The following is an 18,966-nucleotide window of genomic DNA, read 5'->3' as shown; positions in this document are numbered from 1 at the left end:
CCATGCTTGTAGATTCCCATTGCCACCTTGACCGCCTCGACCTCAGCGCCCACGACGGCTCCCTCGACAACGCCCTGCAAGCGGCGAGAGAGCGGGGCGTCGGGCACTTCCTGTGCATCGGCGTCAGTGCCGAGAATGCCGGTGCCGTAAAAGCGCTGGCCGATAGCTACGACGACGTTGATTGCTCGGTCGGCATTCACCCGCTGGACCTCAAGCCCGGCGAGGCGCCTGCGCTGGAGTGGCTGCTCGGCGAACTCAACCATCCGCGCGTCGTGGCCATCGGCGAAACCGGGCTGGATTATCACTACGAGCCTGAGGCGGCCGAGTTGCAGCAGGCCTCGTTCCGGCTTCATCTGCAGGCGGCCAACGTGACCGGCAAGCCGGTGATCGTCCACACCCGCGGTGCGCGTGCCGACACGCTGGAGCTGTTACGCGAAGCCGCGTTGCCTCAAGCCGGCGTGCTGCATTGCTTCACCGAAGACTGGGACATGGCCAAGGCCGCGCTCGATCTGGGGTTTTATATCTCGCTGTCCGGCATCGTCACCTTCCGCAATGCTGACGCGCTGCGGGACGTCGCCAGCAAAGTGCCCGCCGACCGTCTGCTGGTCGAGACCGACTCGCCGTACCTGGCGCCGATCCCGTATCGCGGCAAGCCCAACCTGCCGCAATATGTGCGTGAAGTGGCCGAGTTTCTGGCGATGTTGCGCGGCGAGACCTACGCGCGTTTTGCCGAGCAGACCAGCGAGAACTTCAAGCGGCTGTTCCCGCTGGCGCGCGTCAAGGGCTGATCCGCCGTGCATGGCAGTGCTTGCCAAGCCCCTGGCGTTCAGCAAATCGCAGGCAAAAAAAACCCGGGTTCTGGGGGGTGAATCCGGGTTAAGACCATTAGGAGTAAAACAAAGACACGCTATCCATTGGTGTCCTTACCAACGCTGGCACTTGGGGGAGATGCTGCGTTGGCGAATATAAGTATTGGCTATAATCCGCAGGCGTCCAGCCGCACGCTGTACGATTTTTAAACAGTTTTGGAATACCTGACGGCCTGCTGATACCGCAATTCCACCGACGCCCCTGATTTTCGACTGCCTGTCTCATCCCGCCAAAAACTGAGACTGTTTCGGCCTCGAGCGTTTCCTTTTTGCCTGCCGTTGTCGAAAATCGTCAGAAAACGGATACAGGTCGGATCGTTCGTGCATTCTGCTGCGGGATAGGCATAATGTGGCGCTTCCGATTTCGAACCCACAGTCTCCTCCTATGCAGAAAGAACCTCGTAAAGTCCGTGAGTTTCGCCGCCGTGAGCAGGAGATTCTCGACACCGCGCTCAAGCTGTTCCTTGAACAGGGCGAAGACAGCGTCACTGTCGAGATGATCGCGGATGCCGTGGGTATCGGCAAAGGCACCATCTACAAGCATTTCAAATCCAAGGCCGAGATCTACCTGCGCCTGATGCTCGACTACGAGCGCGATTTGAACGAGTTGCTGCATTCGGCGGACGTCGACAAGGACAAGGAAGCGCTGTCCCGCGCCTACTTTGAATTCCGCATGCGCGACCCCCAGCGCTACCGGCTGTTTGACCGCCTGGAAGAGAAGGTGGTCAAGGGCAATCAGGTGCCGGAGCTGGTCGAGGAGTTGCATAAGATCCGCGCCTCCAACTTCGAGCACTTGACCCTGTTGATCAAGGGCCGAATTTCCGAAGGCAAGTTGGAAGACGTTCCTCCGTATTTCCACTACTGCGCCGCCTGGGCTCTGGTGCATGGCGCGGTGGCGTTGTACCACTCGCCGTTCTGGAGCAATGTCCTTGAAGATCAGGAAGGTTTCTTCCAGTTCCTGATGGACATCGGTGTGCGCATGGGCAACAAGCGCAAGCGGGATGTCGACCACGGCCACGAGACCAAACCCGAGCGCCAATCCGACTCCCAGGCTGACCCTGCTGCCGAATAAATCGCAGCCGCAAAAACCCGATTCAGCGAGCGAAACCTTCTCCAGGTCCGACATGGCGCAAAAGCTGCATTAACCGGCCATTCGCCGGTTTTCCGTCGCCGGACTTTGGAGATAAACATGCGTAGCCTGGTTTTACTGCTGGCTCTACTGGCGTTGAGTGGCTGCATGCACGTCAGCGATCTGGCACAAGGCGCTCACGATGAGCTCAGTGACGCCGGGCTGCTGGATCACAGTTCGACCCGCCGGTTGAACAACTTTCGCGTGCAACCTGACTCGTTCATCTATATCGCCCAAGGCGCCTTTGCTCCTCCGGGCGGCGCCTACCCGCGTCCCAATGTCGTGGCCGAAGAAGCCTTCAACGGTTTTATCGAATACTTCCCGATGGTCCGACGCGCCCGCGCCCCGGAAGGTCTGGATGACGCGATGAACGAGGCTCGGGCCGCCGGCGCGCATTATCTGCTGTACACACGTTTTGCCAAGGCTGATGACCGCATCGGCACGTTTGACGAGTGGTCCGACCAGGAAGCAGTGGACCGTCTTGGCATCGACAACGGCGTCATACAGCTGATGCTGATCGAAACCAACACTCGCTACCTTATCGATTCGGCACGCATTCACCTCCGTGGTGGTCTGCTGACTTTGTACGACACCAAGCCCGAGGATTTGCTAGGACCCCCGATGGAAGCTTACGCTCGGGGTTTGCTGGGCGTCGAAGCCCGCTGAGGAGTGGCGTATGAGTGGGCAGGACAAAGCCAACGATCTGTTGGCCCAGATTGCCAGGAGCGGCAAGGGCTTGCCGCCGGTGCACCTGTGGAACCCGGATTTCTGCGGTGACATCGACATGCGCATCGCCCGCGATGGCACCTGGTTCTATCTGGGCACGCCCATCGGTCGCAAGCCGATGGTCCGGCTGTTTTCCACCATTATTCGCCGTGATGGCGACGATTACTTTCTGATCACCCCGGTCGAGAAGGTCGGCATCAAGGTCGACGACGCCCCTTTTGTGGCGGTCCTGCTGGACGTTGAAGGCAGCGGTGAGTCGCAGTTGCTGCGCTTTACTACCAACGTCGACGACGTGGTGGAGGCGGGGACCGACCACCCGCTGCGTATTGACCTCGATCCGCAGAGCCAGGAACCGGCGCCTTATATTCTGGTGCGCAACAACCTCGAAGCGCTGATCCACCGCAACGTCTTCTATCAGTTGGTGGACCTGGCCGTGGTGCGTGAGATCGACGGCCAGCGCTGGCTGGGGGTATGGAGTGGTGGCGAGTTCTTCCCCATTGGCCTTGAGCCCTGATCCCTCCATTTCTGTTTCCACCACGTTCGCTAATCCGCTCGCGGCCAATTGCCTGACTTTTGCCAGGCAGTTACAGTGCCGCCCCCCGATTTTTCCTGAGGTTTTTCCATGAGTCAGTCCTTTGATATCGCCGTGATTGGCGCCACCGGTACTGTCGGCGAAACCATCGTCCAGATTCTCGAAGAGCGCGACTTCCCGGTCGGCGATTTGCACCTGCTCGCCAGTGTCGAATCGGCCGGCAGCTCGGTGCCGTACCGTGGCAAGAACGTGCGCGTGCGTGAAGTCGATGCCTTTGATTTCAGCAAGGCCAAGATTGCGTTCTTCGCCGCGGGCGCTGCCGTGACGCGCAGCTACGCCGAGCGCGCCACCGCCGCCGGTTGCGTGGTGATCGACCTGTCCGCCGGCTTGTCAGTCGAGCAGGCGCCGAATGTGGTGCCCGAGGTCAACGGCGCCCGTTTGGCTGATCTGGCCACACCGCAGCAGGTGGCCTGCCCAAGTTCCAGCGCCGCCGCCCTCGCGCTGGTGCTGGCGCCGTTGCGCGCACTGCTGAACATCGAGCGGATCACCGTTACGGCGTGCCTGGCGGTGTCGAGTATGGGCCGCGAAGGGGTCACCGAACTGGCCCGGCAAACCGCTGAGCTGCTCAACGTTCGCCCCCTCGAACCCAAGGTGTTTGACCGGCAGATGGCGTTCAACGTGCTGGCCCAGGTGGGCAACCCTGACGCCGAAGGTCATGTGCCACTTGAAAAACGTTTGGTCAGTGAGTTGCGCGAGTTGCTCTCGCTGCCTTTAATCAAGGTCGGCGTGAGTTGCATCCAGGTGCCGGTGTTCTTCGGCGACAGCCTGAGCGTGTCGGTGCAGACCCGCGAGGCGGTTGACATCAACGCGGTCAATGCGGCGTTGGAAACGGCTGAGGGCATCGAGCTGGTTGAGGCCGGCGATTACCCGACGCCGGTGGGCGACGCGGTAGGACAGGATGCTGTCTATGTAGGACGTTTGCGCGGGGGCGTCGACGACGCTTGTGAACTGAATTTCTGGGTCACGCTGGATAATGTGCGCAAGGGCGCCGCGTTGAACGCTGTGCAGGTGGCTGAGTTGTTGATAAAAGATGTTGCGTAAAAGATACTTGCCCACAATTCGAAGAATCATTCTAGCTGCGGCGTGTCGATACGCCCTACACCCGAGCAGGCATTATCTTCGCGATTGCCGGGGAAATTTCAAACAAGGGATGGGCTATGGTTCAGGTTCGTAAACTCGTTTTAGCAATCGCTGCGGCTTCGGCGCTGTCATCGGGAATGGCCCAAGCGCTTGGCCTCGGCGGTCTGACCGTGAAGTCGACCCTGAATCAGCCGCTGTTGGCCGAAATCGAGCTGACGGAAGTGCAGGACCTCAATGCCTCCCAGGTAGTGCCGAGTCTGGCGACTTCTGCGGAGTTTGCTCAGGCCGGCGTCGGCCGGGTGGCGATCCTGGATGACCTGACCTTTACTCCGGTTGTCAATCCCGGTGGCAAGAGCGTGTTGCGCATCACCTCCACCAAACCCATCCGCGATCCCTACGTGAAGTTCCTGGTTCAAGTGCTCTGGCCCAATGGCCGTGCGCTGCGCGAGTACAGCCTGTTGCTGGACCCGCCGAAATTCTCGCCGCAAGCCGCTGCGGCCGCCGCTCAACTGCCGTCGACGGCACCGAGCGCCGCGCCTGCTCCGGCTCCCGCCGCCGAAACACCGGCCGCTGCGCCTCCAACGCCCGCTCCAGCGCCGGCGCCGGAACCCAAATTCACTCAATACACCACCGCCAATAACGACACGCTCTGGGAAATTGCCGAGCGCGTGAAAAATGGCGGGACTGTACAGCAGACCATGCTGGCGATTCAGGCGCTGAACCCTGATGCCTTTATTGCCGGCAACATCAACCGCCTGAAAAAAGGTCAGGTGTTGCGTCTGCCGTCGCCGCAGGAATCAACAGCGCTCGCGCAGCCCCGCGCGGTGGCCGAAGTGGCCGAGCAGAATCGCGCCTGGCGCGAAGGCCGACGCCTGCCGAGCGGTGCGCGTCAGGTTGATGCGACCCGTCGCGACCGGGCTGGCGCTGCGCCGTCGCAGATTGACGCCAAGGACAACCTCAGCCTCGTCTCTGCCAACAAGGCGGGCGCGAAAGGCAAAGCCGGTGACAATGCCGATATCAGCAACCAGCTGGCGACCACCCAGGAAAGCCTGGATACCACGCGTCGGGACAATGCCGAGCTAAAGAGCCGCATGACCGACCTGCAAAGCCAGGTCGACAAACTGCAGCGCCTGATTCAACTGAAGAATGACCAGTTGGCGAAGATGCAGGCGTCGGGCGCAGCGGTTCCGCCGCCCATTGATGCCGCCAATCCTGCCAATCCCGCGGTCAGCCCCAACAGCGTCACCAATCCGAACAACGCCGCCAACCCGGCGATGCAGGCCCAGGTCGTGCCGAACGCCGTGGCGCCTGATGTTGCCGGCAAGGCCCCCGACGAAATCGCCCCGGAAGACGCATTGCCGGTGGACGGGGCGGCAGTTACCAGCGCCACGCCTGATCAAGCGCTGATTGTGCCGACAGAACCGGTGGTCGATGAAGACAACCGCAGCGCCCTCGAAAAGATCCTCGCCAGCCCGATGCTGATGGGGTTGATCGGCGGCGGCGCGCTGTTGCTGTTGCTGCTGCTTCTGTTGTTGCTGGCGCGCCGCCGCAACGCGCTGATCGAAGCCGAACGGCATCGTCAGATGGCGCGCGCCTTGGCCGAAGAGTCGGACTTCGCGTCCGACATGGACATGCCTGCCAGCAGCTTCGAAGGCCTGGAGGCGCCGGCGCCCCACGCAAAGACGCCGCCGGCGCCGACCGTCGCCGAGCCGGTCCGCGAACATCCGGCTGACGCGCTCGTTCAGGCTGAAATCCACATTGCATACGGCCGCACCAATCAGGCGGTCGCTGTTCTCGAAGACGCCATCAAGCACGAGCCGCAGCGCAGTGATCTGCGCCTCAAGCTGATGGAAGTCTATGCCGAGCAGGACAACAAATCCGGGTTTGTCGCGCAGGAGCGGCAACTGATCGCCACGGGAAAGAACCACGCTGAAGTCGAAGAGCTCAAATCCCGCTATCCGTCCATGGCCGCTGCGGCTGCGGCAGCAGCAGGGGTGGCAGCAGCAGCGGCTTTGGCAGCGGAAATGGACGCAAAGTACGTTGAAGAGCTGCTCCATGATGAGCCTGAAGTCACCGCGCAGCCTGCTCCGGCTGCCGAAACGGTCACCGAAGTGCCGCTGGACGAAGAGTTCGACAACGCCTTTGACCTGAGCCTGGATGACCTGGACAGCGAATCGCCTGCTGATGCGCCCAACCGCGCTGCGGCACAGAACACCGCTGCACTCGACGACCTGGACCTGGACGCGCCGTTTGCCGGGTCGGCTTCCGATGACTTGGATTTCGACGCGATCCTGCGCGAGCAGCAGGCGACATCCGGTGCTGCCAAACCGGCCGATCTGGACGATTTCGATCTGGATCTGGCAGAAGATCAGCCGGCGTTGAAGGCCGAAGACGATTACTTGCTGGGAATGGAAGACGATCTGCGTGATCTGCCGCCGTTCGAACAGCCTGCATCGTTGGGCGCCACCAAGCCTGGGCTGGAAGACGACATCGAGTTGCCTGCCGATTTCGACCTCTCACTGGCTGACGAGATGGAAACCGAGCAGGCGTCCGAGGCGTTCGCCTCCGAGATCGACGACGTCAATGCCGAGCTGGACCGTCTGTCACAGAGTCTGGAACAGCCACCGATTGCCAAGCCGTTCGACACGGCGCTGGACAAGCCGGTGGAAGCATCGCCTCGTTTCACCGAAGACGACGCTCTGCTGGCGGACGACGAACCGGAATTCGACTTCTTGTCCGGCACCGACGAAGCCGCGACCAAGCTGGACCTCGCCCGGGCCTACATCGAGATGGGCGACGCCGACGGCGCGCGCGACATCCTCGATGAGGTTGTGGCGGAAGGTGACGACGGCCAGAAGACCGAAGCACGGGACATGCTGTCGCGCCTTGTCTGAGCGGATTCATCGCTGCAATAAACGACCGCTTCGGCGGTCGTTTGCGTTTCCGGGTCGGGCATTTCGGCTTGTCCCTCGCCTCCGGGTCAACCGTTGGCCGCTGCCGATGGCGTCTTTCTTTTCGATCCGTATAATGGCCGCCCTTGCGCACATCGACAGGCTTTAAGCTCTTGGCAACTACAGACACCGAGGCAGAAACAGCGGCAGCCGAACTGGCCGCCGAAGGTTTTTCCAGAATCGCTCTGGGCGTGGAATACAAAGGCTCGCGCTATAGCGGCTGGCAGCGCCAGTTGACCGGCGTGCTGACCGTCCAGGAAACGCTGGAAAATGCCCTGTCGAAAGTGGCCGATTCGCCGGTGTCACTGATGTGTGCCGGGCGCACCGATGCGGGCGTGCATGCGTGCGGTCAGGTGGTGCACTTCGATACCCAGGCCGAGCGCAGCATGAAAGCCTGGACCATGGGCGCCAACATCAATCTTCCCCACGACATCAGCGTGACCTGGGCCAAGGTCATGCCCGCGCATTTTCACGCGCGTTTCAAAGCCATCGCCCGTCGCTATCGTTATGTGATCTACAACGATCAGATCCGCCCGGCGCACCTGGGCCAGGAAATCACCTGGAACCACCGCCCGCTGGATGCCGAACGCATGGCGCTGGCCGCCGAGTATCTGGTCGGTACCCACGACTTCAGTGCGTTCCGTGCCGGGCAATGCCAGGCCAAGTCGCCGATCAAGCAGCTTCACCATCTGCGCGTCACCCGCCACGGCAAGATGATCGTCATCGATGTTCGCGCCAATGCCTTCCTGCACCACATGGTGCGCAACATTGCCGGCGTGCTGATGACCATCGGGGCAGGGGAGCGGCCGATCGAGTGGGCGAAGGAAGTGCTCGAAAGCCGAGTGCGAAGAACCGGCGGTGTGACGGCTCATCCTTTCGGCCTGTACCTGGTTCAGGTGGAATACCGCGACGAGTTCCCATTACCGGATCGCTACATCGGCCCGCATTTTCTCACTGGCTTCTCGGAACTGGACGGCTGACGCAGGTGACTGCATTTGCTACCATCCGGGACTTTCGCAAGGCTTGAGGTCTCCACTACATGTCAGCCGTTCGCAGCAAGATCTGCGGGATTACCTGCATAGAAGATGCGTTGGCCGCCGTTGACGCGGGAGCTGACGCCATCGGGCTGGTGTTTTATCCCAAGAGCCCGCGCTTCGTGACGGTGGAGCAGGCCCAGGCAATCGTTGCCGCGCTGCCGCCCTTTGTCAGCACCGTCGGCCTGTTCGTCAATGCCGAGCGCGCTGACTTGAAAGCGTTGCTCGACGTCGTTCCCCTCGACCTCATTCAGTTTCACGGCGATGAAACCCCTGAGCAGTGCGAGGGATACAACCGTCCGTACATCAAGGCCCTGCGCGTTCAGGCCGGCGACGACATCGCGGCCAGTTGCGATGCCTACGCCAACGCCTGCGGCATCCTGCTCGACACTTATGTCGCGGGCATTCCGGGCGGGACGGGTGAAACCTTCGATTGGGCGCTGATTCCAAAACATTTGAGCAAACCAGTGATTCTCGCCGGTGGCCTGACCTCGGCCAACGTTTCCCAGGCCATCGCGCAGGTGCAGCCCTACGCGGTTGATGTGAGCGGCGGGGTGGAAAAATCCAAAGGCCTGAAGGATCACGACAAGATCCGTGCATTCATGAGTGCAGTACACGGCGCCTAGGGCGTTTGCCCGGCAACAACTGGCCGGGATGTGACGGCGGACCAACGGTCGCCGTCCACTAGCCTGCCATCCGCTGATGCGCGTGGCCGAATTGATTGAGCGAAGACGTCTTGCGTCTCGTGATGGAAGTTGAGAGTGGTGTTGCTGAGTGTTGTTTTGGCAGGTCAGGCCTCGCGCCGATCGCTGTACGACATTTCGCGGCACCGTACATGACATTGGTTTAAGGGCATGCGCATGGCACCGATTGCCATCGCGTTCGAGCCATCGGTACTGGAGAAAGAAAGCATGAGCAACTGGTTGGTAGACAAACTGATCCCTTCGATCATGCGTTCCGAGGTCAAGAAGAGCTCGGTGCCCGAAGGTCTGTGGCACAAGTGCCCGTCCTGCGAAGCGGTGCTGTATCGCCCGGAGCTGGAAAAGACCCTGGACGTCTGCCCGAAGTGCAACCACCACATGCGCATCGGCGCCCGTGCCCGTCTGAATATCTTCCTGGACGCCGAAGGCCGCCAGGAGATCGGCGTTGATCTGGAGCCGGTGGACCGTCTGAAATTCCGCGACGGCAAGAAGTATAAGGATCGCCTGGTCGCCGCCCAGAAGCAGACCGGTGAAAAAGACGCGCTGATTTCCATGAGCGGCACCCTGCTGGGCATGCCGGTGGTGTGCAGCGCATTCGAGTTCTCCTTCATGGGCGGCTCGATGGGTGCGGTCGTGGGTGAGCGCTTCGTACAAGCCGCCAACTACGCGCTGGAAAACCGTTGCCCGATGATCTGCTTTGCGGCCTCCGGCGGTGCGCGCATGCAGGAAGCGCTGATCTCTTTGATGCAGATGGCCAAGACCTCGGCCGTGCTGGCGCGTCTTCGTGAAGAAGGCCTGCCGTTTATTTCCGTGCTGACCGACCCGGTCTACGGCGGTGTTTCTGCCAGTCTGGCGATGCTGGGCGACATCATCGTCGCCGAGCCCAAGGCCCTGATCGGCTTCGCCGGCCCGCGCGTGATCGAGCAGACCGTGCGCGAGAAGCTGCCGGAAGGCTTCCAGCGCAGCGAATTCCTGCTCGACCATGGCGCGATCGACATGATCATCCACCGTCAGGAACTGCGTCAGCGTCTGGGTAACGTCCTGGCGCAGATGATGGGGCTGCCGACGCCGAAATTCGTGGCGCCGAAACTTGAGCCGATCGTTGTGCCGCCTGCTCCGGCCAACCTATGACCGCACGCTCTTTGAGCGACTGGCTCAGTTACCTGGAACAACTGCACCCCTCGGCCATCGACATGGGGCTGGAACGTTCGCAGCAGGTGGCCACGCAGATGGGCCTGACCCGGCCGGCGCCGAAAGTGATCACCGTCACCGGCACCAACGGCAAGGGCTCGACCTGCGCATTCGTTGCTTCTTTGTTGCAGGCACAGGGCCTGAAGGTCGGCGTTTACAGTTCGCCGCACCTGCTGCGCTACAACGAGCGTGTCCAGGTGCAGGGCGTTGAGGCGACTGACGCCGAGCTGTGCGCGGCGTTCGAGGTGGTCGAGCGTGGCCGTGGCGACGTCTCCCTGACTTACTTCGAGATGGGCACGCTGGCAGCCTTCTGGCTGTTCGAGCACGCCGGGCTGGACGCCGTCGTGCTGGAAGTCGGTCTCGGCGGGCGGCTCGATACGGTCAACCTGATCGACGCCGACATGGCGCTGGTCACCAGCATTGGTGTCGATCACGCGGAGTTTCTAGGCAATACCCGTGAGAGCGTGGCCTTCGAGAAGGCCGGGATATTCCGTGAAGGAAAGCCCGCGCTGTGCGGCGATCTCGATCCACCGCAGCCATTGCTCGACAAGGCGCGGTCACTGAATTGCCCGCTGTCGCTGCGCGGTCGCGATTTCGAGGTGCAGATCAACGCGACGGGTTGGGACTGGTCGGGCACCGACGCAAACGGCCGGAAAGTCGAACTGCATTCGCTGCCGTTACTCGACCTGCCCATGCAGAACGCGGCCCTGGCGCTGCAGGTCTACCTGCTGCTGGATTTGCCGTGGGATGAGGCGACCCTTCGCGATGCGCTCGTCAACACGCGCGTCACTGGTCGCCTTGATCGTCGCAGCATCGACTGGCAGGGCAAATCGCTGAGCCTTCTGCTGGATGTCGGCCATAACCCCCATGCGGCAACGTTTCTCGCCCAGCGCCTGAATCAGCGACCGGTGGCAGGCAAGCGGCTGGCGGTGTTCGGTCTGCTCAATGACAAGGACCTGCAAGGCGTTCTGGCGGAGTTGATCGAAACGTTCAGCAGCTGGGCCGTGGCGCCGCTGCCAACGCCGCGCAGTCGTCCGGCACAAGAGATCGAACAGGCGTTGCAGAACCTTGGCGCTCGCGTGACGTCTCACCCGAGTATCGCGCTGGCGCTTGAAGCCCAGTGCGCCCACGCGACAGCCGACGACGAGATTGTTCTGTTCGGGTCTTTTTACTGCGTAGCCGAGGCCCTGGAATGGCTTGCTGGCGCGTCACGGAGGAAGTGACACATGGCTTTGCTGGATAAAGCGTACAAACAGCGCATGGTGGGAGCGTTGGTGCTGATTGCCATCGCGGTGATTTTTCTGCCGATGCTGTTTTCGCGTCAGGACGAAGCCCGCCGTGTGCAGGTCGATGCGCCTGCCGCTCCGCAAGCGCCGGCCACCTCGCCGATCAAGGTCGAGCCGGTCAGCGTGCCTGAACAGCAGCCATTGCCGCAGGAGCCCGTGCCGACCGATGACGAACTGACCCAGCCTGCTCAGTCCACCCATACTGCTCAGCCCGTTCAGCAGCGCACCAGTCAGCAGCCGCCGGCAATGCCCATTGCGCCAGCGCCTTCCAAGCCTGTGGCTGCTGCGCCTAAGGCCGTTCAGACCGCGCCCGCGAAACCTGCTCCGGCGCCGACACCTGCACCCGCTCAAGCGCCAACACCCGTCGCATCGGCGGCTGACACCAGCCGAGTCGATGCAAATGGTCTGTCGGTCACGTGGTCGGTGCAACTGGCGAGCCTGTCCAACCGCGCCAACGCCGACAATCTGCAGAAGACCCTGCGCACTCAGGGCTACAACGCCTACATCCGCACCTCCGATGGCGTGAACCGTGTCTTCGTTGGCCCGGTGATCGAGCGCGCCGAAGCCGATCGTCTGCGTGACACGCTGGAAAAGCAGCAGAAAATCAAAGGCATCGTCGTGCGCTTCCAGCCGGAGCGTAGGTAAGTTTCATTGCGTCTGCCCGGGGCCGGATCTGACACCCTCGATTTAGGGTTCAACCCGCCCCGACCTCGAACAAAGTCCAATAGTTCGCCTTAATTGGCCTTCATCCGCAATCGCTGCTTACCGGCAGGCGAGTGCTCTGCTAAAATCCGCCGCCTTATCAGTCTGTAGGCTGCGACGTGTCATTTACTCCGGTTGACTGGGCGATCATTGCAATTGTCGCCATCTCCGCTTTGATCAGTCTTAAGCGCGGCTTCGTCAAAGAAGCACTGTCCTTGCTGACGTGGATCATCGCAGGTGCCGTCGCCTGGATGTTTGGCGGATCGCTGGCCCAGTATCTGGTCAACTACATCGAAGCACCTTCGGCGCGCGTGATTGCGGGCTGCACCATTCTTTTCGTCGCCACACTGCTGGTCGGCGCCATGGTCAACTTTCTGATTGGAGAACTGATTCGCGTCACCGGGCTGTCCGGGACCGATCGTTTTCTGGGCATGGTCTTCGGCGCGGCGCGCGGAGCCTTGCTGGTTGTCGTCGCGGTCGGGCTGTTGAGCCTGGGCCCGGTGCAACAGGATCAATGGTGGCAGCAGTCCAGGCTGCTCCCGCAATTTGTCATGGTCGCTGACTGGTCGAAAAACCTGATTCTCGGGATGTCCAGCAAGTGGCTAGCCAGCGGAGTCAGCGTACCTGTTGACATCCCGTTCAAGGATCACCTCCTGCCGCCTACAACGCCGCCGGAAGTGTTCGGTAAATCCAGTTCCACTAAGTAGGGGTTGTGTCGCATGTGTGGCATCGTCGGTATCGTCGGCAAGTCGAACGTCAATCAGGCGCTTTATGACGCGCTCACCGTCCTCCAGCACCGCGGCCAGGACGCTGCCGGTATCGTGACCAGCCATGACGGCCGGTTGTTTCTGCGCAAGGACAACGGTCTGGTTCGGGACGTGTTTCACCAACGCCATATGCAGCGTCTGGTCGGGCACATGGGCATTGGTCACGTCCGTTACCCAACGGCAGGCAGCTCCACGTCAGCCGAAGCCCAGCCGTTCTACGTCAACTCGCCTTACGGCATCACCCTGGCGCACAACGGCAACCTGACCAACGTCGAGCAGTTGGCCAAGGAGATTTACGAATCCGACCTGCGCCATGTCAACACCAACTCCGACTCTGAAGTCCTGCTCAACGTGTTTGCCCACGAGCTGGCCGTGCGCGGCAAGTTGCAACCGACTGAAGAAGACATCTTCGCGGCCGTTACCGACGTGCATAAGCGTTGCCGTGGCGGTTACGCGGTTGTGGCGATGATCACCGGTTACGGCATCGTCGGCTTCCGCGACCCGGACGCCATCCGCCCGATCGTCTTTGGTCAGCGTCACACCGACGAAGGCGTGGAGTACATGATCGCGTCCGAGAGCGTTTCGCTGGACGTGCTCGGTTTCACCCTGATCCGCGACCTGGCCCCGGGCGAAGCGGTGTACATCACCGAAGACGGCAAGCTGCACACCCGTCAGTGCGCCACCAACCCGAAATACGCCCCGTGCATCTTCGAACATGTCTATCTGGCGCGTCCGGACTCGATCATCGACGGCATCTCGGTCTACAAGGCGCGTCTGCGCATGGGCGAGAAGCTGGCCGACAAGATCCTGCGCGAGCGTCCTGATCACGACATCGACGTGGTCATCCCGATTCCGGACACCAGCCGTACGGCGGCGCTGGAACTGGCGAACCACCTGGGCGTGAAATTCCGCGAAGGCTTCGTCAAGAACCGCTACATTGGCCGTACCTTCATCATGCCGGGCCAGGCCGCGCGGAAAAAATCCGTGCGCCAGAAGCTCAATGCGATCGAGCTGGAATTCCGTGGCAAGAACGTGATGCTGGTGGACGACTCCATCGTGCGCGGCACCACGTGCAAGCAGATCATCCAGATGGCCCGTGAAGCCGGCGCCAAGAACGTCTATTTCTGTTCCGCGGCCCCGGCCGTGCGCTTCCCCAACGTCTACGGCATCGACATGCCGAGTGCCCACGAGCTGATCGCTCACAACCGTTCCACCCAGGACGTGGCCGACCTCATCGGTGCCGACTGGCTGGTCTATCAGGACTTGAATGACCTGATCGAGGCGGTGAGTGGCAGCAAAAAGATCAAGATCGACAATTTCGACTGTTCGGTCTTCGACGGCAAGTACGTGACCGGTGACATCGACGAGCACTACCTGAACAAGATCGAGCAGGCGCGCAATGACGCCTCCAAGGTCAAGACTCAGGCGGTGAGCGCGATCATCGATCTGTACAACAACTAATCCAGACAAGGAGCAGGCGGCATGACTCAGGAATGGGATGCCGGTCGACTGGACAGCGATCTCGAGGGCGTCGGTTTCGACACCCTCGCGGTTCGTGCCGGTCAGCACCGCACGCCGGAACGCGAACACAGCGATCCACTGTTTTTCACGTCCAGCTACGTGTTCCGCACGGCAGCCGAGGCGGCCGCGACCTTCGCCGGAGAGATCCCCGGCAACGTCTATTCGCGCTACACCAACCCGACAGTGGCTTCGTTTGAAGAGCGTATGGCCGCACTGGAAGGCGGCGAGCAGGCTGTGGCGACGTCCACCGGTATGTCCGCCATTCTTGCTACGGTGATGAGCTTCTGCAGCGCCGGCGACCATGTGCTGGTGTCGAAAAGCGTGTTCGGGTCGACCATCAGCCTGTTTGAAAAGTACTTCAAGCGCTTCGGGGTCGATGTCGATTACGTCCCCCTCGCCGAATTGTCCGGCTGGGACGCGGCGATCAAACCGAATACCAAGATGCTGTTTGTCGAATCGCCTTCCAACCCGTTGGCGGAGCTGGTCGACATCAGCGGGCTGGCGGAAATCGCCCACGCCAAAGGCACGCTGCTGGTGGTCGATAACTGCTTCTGCACCCCGGCCCTGCAGCAGCCGCTGCGTATGGGGGCGGACGTGGTCGTGCACTCGGCGACCAAGTTCATCGACGGGCAGGGCCGCGCCATGGGCGGCGTGGTGGTCGGTCGCAGCGAACTGATGAAAGAAGTCGTCGGTTTCCTGCGCACCGCGGGCCCGAGCCTGAGCCCGTTCAATGCCTGGCTGTTCCTCAAGGGGCTCGAAACCCTGAACATCCGCATGCGTGCCCATTGCCAGAGCGCCCTTGAACTGGCGCAGTGGCTCGAGCAGCAGGAGGGCATCGAGAAGGTGCATTACTCCGGTCTCGAGAGCCACCCGCAGCACGCGTTGGCCAAACGTCAGCAGAAGGCGTTCGGCGCGGTGGTGAGCTTTGAGGTGAAGGGTGGCAAGGATGGCGCGTGGCGTTTCATCGATGCCACGCGGTTGATCTCGATCACCGCCAACCTGGGCGACACCAAGACCACCATCACCCACCCGAGCACCACGTCCCACGGTCGGCTGTCGCCGCAGGAACGTGAAGCCGCCGGTATTCGTGACAGCCTGATCCGCGTTGCGGTAGGGCTGGAAGACGTCGCTGACCTGCAGGCGGATCTCGCGCGGGGTCTGGCTGCGTTGTAAGCAGGTGCCTGAACAAGAAAGCGAGCCTCGGGGCTCGCTTTTTTGTTCCTGATGTGCAGCTTCGTGCTTGCTGCTAAAAATCGCTCTTTTTAAAAAAACTTCAAGCGGGCTATTGACTTAGGTTCGTCACCTGCGTAAATTTCGCGGCCTCAGCGAAGCAAGGGTGATTAGCTCAGCCGGGAGAGCATCTGCCTTACAAGCAGAGGGTCGGCGGTTCGATCCCGTCATCACCCACCATCGTTGAGTGTTTCACAGCAGCATCAGACGCTGAAGGATACTGAGATTCAGCAGGACGAAAGTCCACGCAATGCGCAGCGGTAGTTCAGTCGGTTAGAATACCGGCCTGTCACGCCGGGGGTCGCGGGTTCGAGTCCCGTCCGCTGCGCCATATTTTCCGAATGGGGTGTTCCCGGTTCGAGATTGAAAACTACGGTTTTCGGTCAGTGTTTTACGAAACAGGCCCAAGGGTCGGTTTCAACAGCGTTAAGCAGATGCAAATCTGTGCGACAAGCAGCGGTAGTTCAGTCGGTTAGAATACCGGCCTGTCACGTCGGGGGTCGCGGGTTCGAGTCCCGTCCGCTGCGCCATACATAGCTTCGAGGTCCTTGAACGCCTTGAAGCAACAGAGAAAGCGATCCCAGGATCGCTTTTTTTGTGCCTGCGATTTGGCGAAAGCATCGCCTGTCGCGCTGGATGCTGCACAGCCCGGCGATAAATGCCATCATCGCCGGCTGTAAACGCGGCGCTGTGCGGTGCCTGATTTCGAATTTGGAGAGCTGGACCATGGGCATGAACCAAACCATCACTGTCATCCCGCCGGGCGTACCGCTGACGGGCCATGTGTCGCCGCCCGGCTCGAAGTCCATCACCAACCGCGCGCTGCTCCTGGCTGCCCTCGCCAGGGGCACCAGCCATTTGCGCGGTGCACTGAAAAGCGACGACACCCGTCACATGTCCAACGCCCTGCGGCAGATGGGCGTGACCATCGACGAGCCAGACGACACCAGCTTCGTCGTCACCAGCAGCGGGCATCTAGAGGCGCCCCAAGACGCGCTGTTCCTCGGCAATGCCGGGACCGCGGTACGATTCCTGACAGCGGCCGTGTGCACGGTGAATGGCAGCGTTACGCTGGACGGCGATCACTACATGCAGAAACGCCCGATCGGCCCGTTGCTGGAGGCACTGCGCAAAGGCGGCTTGAACGCGGAAAGCGCCACCGGTTGTCCGCCGGTGGTGGTGCACGGGACAGGTTCGATCACCGCCACTCGCTTCGAAATTGACGGCGGCCTGTCGAGTCAGTACGTCTCCGCCCTGTTGATGGTGGCGGCCTGTGGCGATGCGCCGATTGAAGTGGCGCTGACCGGCAAGGAGATCGGCGCCCGTGGCTACATCGACCTGACCATCGCCTGCATGCGTGCGTTCGGGGCCGAGGTCGAGGTGCTGGATGATGCGTTGTGGCGCGTTGCGCCGACGGGTTACACCGCCTGCGATTACCAGATCGAGCCCGACGCCTCGGCCGCAACCTATTTGTGGGCTGCCGAGGCATTGACGGGCGGCAAGATCGACCTGGGAGTGGCGGGGGAGGCGTTCACTCAGCCAGACGCCAAGGCCATGGAAGTGATCGCGCAGTTTCCGAAGATGCCTGCGGTCATCAATGGCTCACAGATGCAGGACGCGATTCCTACACTGGCGGTGCTGGCAGCTTTCAACGAGACGCCGGTGCGCTTCGTCGATCTGGCTAACCTGCGAGTCAAGGAATGCGATCGCGTTCAGGCGCTGCACGATGGCCTGAATCAGGTCCGCCCCGGACTGGCCTCGGTAGAAGGGGATGACTTACTCGTCGCGTCTGATCCGAGTCTGGCGGGCACCAGCAGCAACGCCTTGATCAACACGCACTCCGACCATCGCATCGCCATGTGTTTCGCGCTGGCCGGTTTGAAGGTGGCGGGCGTGCGGATTCAGGATCCGGAATGCGTCGGCAAAACTTACCCCGGCTACTGGCGTGCGCTGGAATTCCTCGGCGTGAAATTGGTGCACGGCGAGGTCTGAAGCCCAGAGCTGCCGGGCCTGAGGCAGTCGACTGATCGATGCCAGGCCCGGCGTGCCGATTTTTCCGACCCTCTTGCGGTCTGATCAGCGCACCCTGCGCTTTCCGGACAGGCCCACGGGTGCAGGCCCCGTGCACAGTTACCCTTTCGATGTATCCACACGGTTGCAAACTCTGCGTTGATCCCATGGCAGGCTTGTTGCAGACTTACCGGCGTTTTCTCCGGTCCACTTTCAGTCGACCAATTGCCCCAGGATGTTTGATGCCTAAATTACTGAGCTTTCGTACCGCATGCTGGGTCATTACCCTGCTGGCTGCCGCAGGCTGCTCGTCGAAAAAACCGACGGTCTATGAGCATGAGAATTTCGACGATGCCGGGACGTTCTCCCGCAACTACCCGGTGTCGGATGCCGCCACCTGCGAAGCGGCCCGGCGGGCACTGCTGAGCCAGGGCTACATCATCACCAGCAGCGATCCCAAAGTGATCAGCGGCCATAAAAGCTTCCAGCAGACCGGCGAAACCCACATGGAGATCAGCTTCAACGTTGTGTGTGCGCCGGACGGCAGTGCCGACAACAAGACCACCATGTTCGCCAACGCACTGCAGGATCGCTATGCGTTGAAGAAGGTCAACAACTCGGCGAGCCTGGGGGTAGGGGTGCTGGGCTCGGTGTCTATGCCGATTGGCTCGACCGACGACTCGATGGTCAAGGTCGCCAGTGAAACCGTGGCATCGTCCAAGTTTTATGATCGTTTCTTCGGGCTGGTGGAAAACTTCCTGCCGCCTGAAGTGAAGAAAGCCGCGCACATTGAAGAGAAGCCAAAGACCGACCTGGGCATGCCTGAGCCGGTGCCGGGCAAACCGGCGGCGTTGACCGAGCAGAAGCCGGCGGCTGCACCTGCCGCTGCCGCCCCAGCTGCAACGACGCAAGTTGTGCCAGCGCCGTTGGCAACCCCTGCGACTCAACCTGCGCCCGCTGCCGAACAGAGCAGCGAGCCAATGCCTGCGCCTGCCGAACCGGAGCCGTTGAAGGCCGAAACAGCGACGCCTGTGGAGGCCGCGCCTGCCACAACGCCTGCGCCGGCAACGACCACCGAGCCGAGCGCTGCGCCAGCGGCTGAGTCAACGCCGGCGCAGTGAGCTGCGCTGCTACTTCCCAGGTGAGGTGCCGCGTGCTGACACCGCACATGCAGCAA

15 protein-coding genes, 3 tRNA genes and 1 pseudogene are annotated in these 18,966 nt (G+C 61.5%); all 19 read left to right on the top strand.

What is annotated here, in order from left to right; genetic code table 11:
- Positions 1–2: 2 nt before the first annotated feature.
- The 19 genes and pseudogenes from ABEH28_RS16180 (at position 3) to ABEH28_RS16090 (ending at position 18,910) form a co-directional block, all read left to right on the top strand.
- On the top strand, positions 3–788 hold the full coding sequence (locus tag ABEH28_RS16180; protein WP_346630545.1) for a TatD family hydrolase: 786 nt from the start codon (positions 3–5) through the stop codon (positions 786–788).
- A 466-nt stretch (positions 789–1,254) separates the two neighbouring features.
- Positions 1,255–1,941, top strand: coding sequence for a TetR/AcrR family transcriptional regulator (locus ABEH28_RS16175; RefSeq protein WP_192172724.1), 687 nt, complete (start codon positions 1,255–1,257; stop codon positions 1,939–1,941).
- Positions 1,942–2,058: 117 nt separating this feature from the next.
- On the top strand, positions 2,059–2,664 hold the full coding sequence (locus tag ABEH28_RS16170) for a DUF4823 domain-containing protein (RefSeq protein ID WP_192172723.1): 606 nt from the start codon (positions 2,059–2,061) through the stop codon (positions 2,662–2,664).
- Positions 2,665–2,674: 10 nt separating this feature from the next.
- On the top strand, positions 2,675–3,238 hold the full coding sequence (locus ABEH28_RS16165; RefSeq protein ID WP_192172722.1) for a DUF1285 domain-containing protein: 564 nt from the start codon (positions 2,675–2,677) through the stop codon (positions 3,236–3,238).
- A 108-nt stretch (positions 3,239–3,346) separates the two neighbouring features.
- Positions 3,347–4,357, top strand: coding sequence for an aspartate-semialdehyde dehydrogenase (locus ABEH28_RS16160; protein WP_346630544.1), 1,011 nt, complete (start codon positions 3,347–3,349; stop codon positions 4,355–4,357).
- 116 nt (positions 4,358–4,473) lie between these two features.
- Positions 4,474–7,290 (top strand): FimV/HubP family polar landmark protein, encoded by a 2,817-nt coding sequence (locus ABEH28_RS16155; RefSeq protein WP_346630543.1) that lies wholly within the window; start codon positions 4,474–4,476, stop codon positions 7,288–7,290.
- A gap of 212 nt (positions 7,291–7,502) precedes the next feature.
- Positions 7,503–8,327, top strand: coding sequence for a tRNA pseudouridine(38-40) synthase TruA (truA, locus tag ABEH28_RS16150; RefSeq protein ID WP_122623808.1), 825 nt, complete (start codon positions 7,503–7,505; stop codon positions 8,325–8,327).
- Positions 8,328–8,386: 59 nt separating this feature from the next.
- Positions 8,387–9,007: a phosphoribosylanthranilate isomerase gene (locus tag ABEH28_RS16145; protein WP_282372038.1), complete on the top strand. Its 621-nt coding sequence runs from the start codon at positions 8,387–8,389 to the stop codon at positions 9,005–9,007.
- A gap of 285 nt (positions 9,008–9,292) precedes the next feature.
- Positions 9,293–10,213: an acetyl-CoA carboxylase, carboxyltransferase subunit beta gene (accD, locus tag ABEH28_RS16140; RefSeq protein ID WP_192172945.1), complete on the top strand. Its 921-nt coding sequence runs from the start codon at positions 9,293–9,295 to the stop codon at positions 10,211–10,213.
- Positions 10,210–11,516, top strand: a pseudogene (folC, locus tag ABEH28_RS16135) (bifunctional tetrahydrofolate synthase/dihydrofolate synthase). Before accD ends, folC begins: the two are co-directional and overlap by 4 nt.
- Positions 11,500–12,204, top strand: coding sequence for an SPOR domain-containing protein (locus ABEH28_RS16130; RefSeq protein WP_346630542.1), 705 nt, complete (start codon positions 11,500–11,502; stop codon positions 12,202–12,204). Before folC ends, ABEH28_RS16130 begins: the two are co-directional and overlap by 17 nt.
- A gap of 176 nt (positions 12,205–12,380) precedes the next feature.
- Entirely contained in the window at positions 12,381–12,968 is a 588-nt protein-coding gene (locus ABEH28_RS16125) for a CvpA family protein (protein ID WP_037011737.1), read from the top strand.
- Between the two features lie 12 nt (positions 12,969–12,980).
- Positions 12,981–14,489, top strand: coding sequence for an amidophosphoribosyltransferase (gene purF, locus ABEH28_RS16120; protein WP_065986403.1), 1,509 nt, complete (start codon positions 12,981–12,983; stop codon positions 14,487–14,489).
- A gap of 21 nt (positions 14,490–14,510) precedes the next feature.
- Complete coding sequence (locus ABEH28_RS16115) at positions 14,511–15,722, top strand: O-succinylhomoserine sulfhydrylase (RefSeq protein WP_346630541.1); 1,212 nt, start codon at positions 14,511–14,513, stop codon at positions 15,720–15,722.
- Between the two features lie 161 nt (positions 15,723–15,883).
- A tRNA-Val gene (locus ABEH28_RS16110) sits at positions 15,884–15,959 on the top strand.
- A 74-nt stretch (positions 15,960–16,033) separates the two neighbouring features.
- Positions 16,034–16,110, top strand: a tRNA-Asp gene (locus ABEH28_RS16105).
- Positions 16,111–16,232: 122 nt separating this feature from the next.
- Positions 16,233–16,309: transfer RNA gene (locus ABEH28_RS16100), tRNA-Asp, on the top strand.
- Between the two features lie 196 nt (positions 16,310–16,505).
- Entirely contained in the window at positions 16,506–17,771 is a 1,266-nt protein-coding gene (gene aroA, locus ABEH28_RS16095; protein WP_346630540.1) for a 3-phosphoshikimate 1-carboxyvinyltransferase, read from the top strand.
- A gap of 260 nt (positions 17,772–18,031) precedes the next feature.
- Positions 18,032–18,910 carry a DUF2242 domain-containing protein gene (locus ABEH28_RS16090; protein WP_346630539.1) on the top strand — a complete coding sequence of 293 codons (879 nt, stop codon included), beginning with the start codon at positions 18,032–18,034 and terminating at the stop codon, positions 18,908–18,910.
- The last annotated feature ends 56 nt before the right edge of the window (positions 18,911–18,966 follow it).

Source organism: Pseudomonas sp. Ps21-P2, from assembly GCF_039672565.1.
Classification (GTDB): domain Bacteria; phylum Pseudomonadota; class Gammaproteobacteria; order Pseudomonadales; family Pseudomonadaceae; genus Aquipseudomonas.
This window is presented reverse-complemented; position numbering and strand designations above follow the sequence as displayed.

Excerpts from the sequence above, each read along its gene's own strand:
- ABEH28_RS16180 (WP_346630545.1), top strand. The coding sequence starts at position 3 with ATGCTTGTAGATTCCCATTGCCACCTTGACCGCCTCGACCTCAGCGCC.
- ABEH28_RS16175 (WP_192172724.1), top strand. The coding sequence starts at position 1,255 with ATGCAGAAAGAACCTCGTAAAGTCCGTGAGTTTCGCCGCCGTGAGCAG.
- ABEH28_RS16170 (WP_192172723.1), top strand. The coding sequence starts at position 2,059 with ATGCGTAGCCTGGTTTTACTGCTGGCTCTACTGGCGTTGAGTGGCTGC.
- ABEH28_RS16165 (WP_192172722.1), top strand. The coding sequence starts at position 2,675 with ATGAGTGGGCAGGACAAAGCCAACGATCTGTTGGCCCAGATTGCCAGG.
- ABEH28_RS16160 (WP_346630544.1), top strand. The coding sequence starts at position 3,347 with ATGAGTCAGTCCTTTGATATCGCCGTGATTGGCGCCACCGGTACTGTC.
- ABEH28_RS16155 (WP_346630543.1), top strand. The coding sequence starts at position 4,474 with ATGGTTCAGGTTCGTAAACTCGTTTTAGCAATCGCTGCGGCTTCGGCG.
- ABEH28_RS16145 (WP_282372038.1), top strand. The coding sequence starts at position 8,387 with ATGTCAGCCGTTCGCAGCAAGATCTGCGGGATTACCTGCATAGAAGAT.
- accD (WP_192172945.1), top strand. The coding sequence starts at position 9,293 with ATGAGCAACTGGTTGGTAGACAAACTGATCCCTTCGATCATGCGTTCC.
- ABEH28_RS16130 (WP_346630542.1), top strand. The coding sequence starts at position 11,500 with ATGGCTTTGCTGGATAAAGCGTACAAACAGCGCATGGTGGGAGCGTTG.
- purF (WP_065986403.1), top strand. The coding sequence starts at position 12,981 with ATGTGTGGCATCGTCGGTATCGTCGGCAAGTCGAACGTCAATCAGGCG.
- ABEH28_RS16115 (WP_346630541.1), top strand. The coding sequence starts at position 14,511 with ATGACTCAGGAATGGGATGCCGGTCGACTGGACAGCGATCTCGAGGGC.
- aroA (WP_346630540.1), top strand. The coding sequence starts at position 16,506 with ATGGGCATGAACCAAACCATCACTGTCATCCCGCCGGGCGTACCGCTG.
- ABEH28_RS16090 (WP_346630539.1), top strand. The coding sequence starts at position 18,032 with ATGCCTAAATTACTGAGCTTTCGTACCGCATGCTGGGTCATTACCCTG.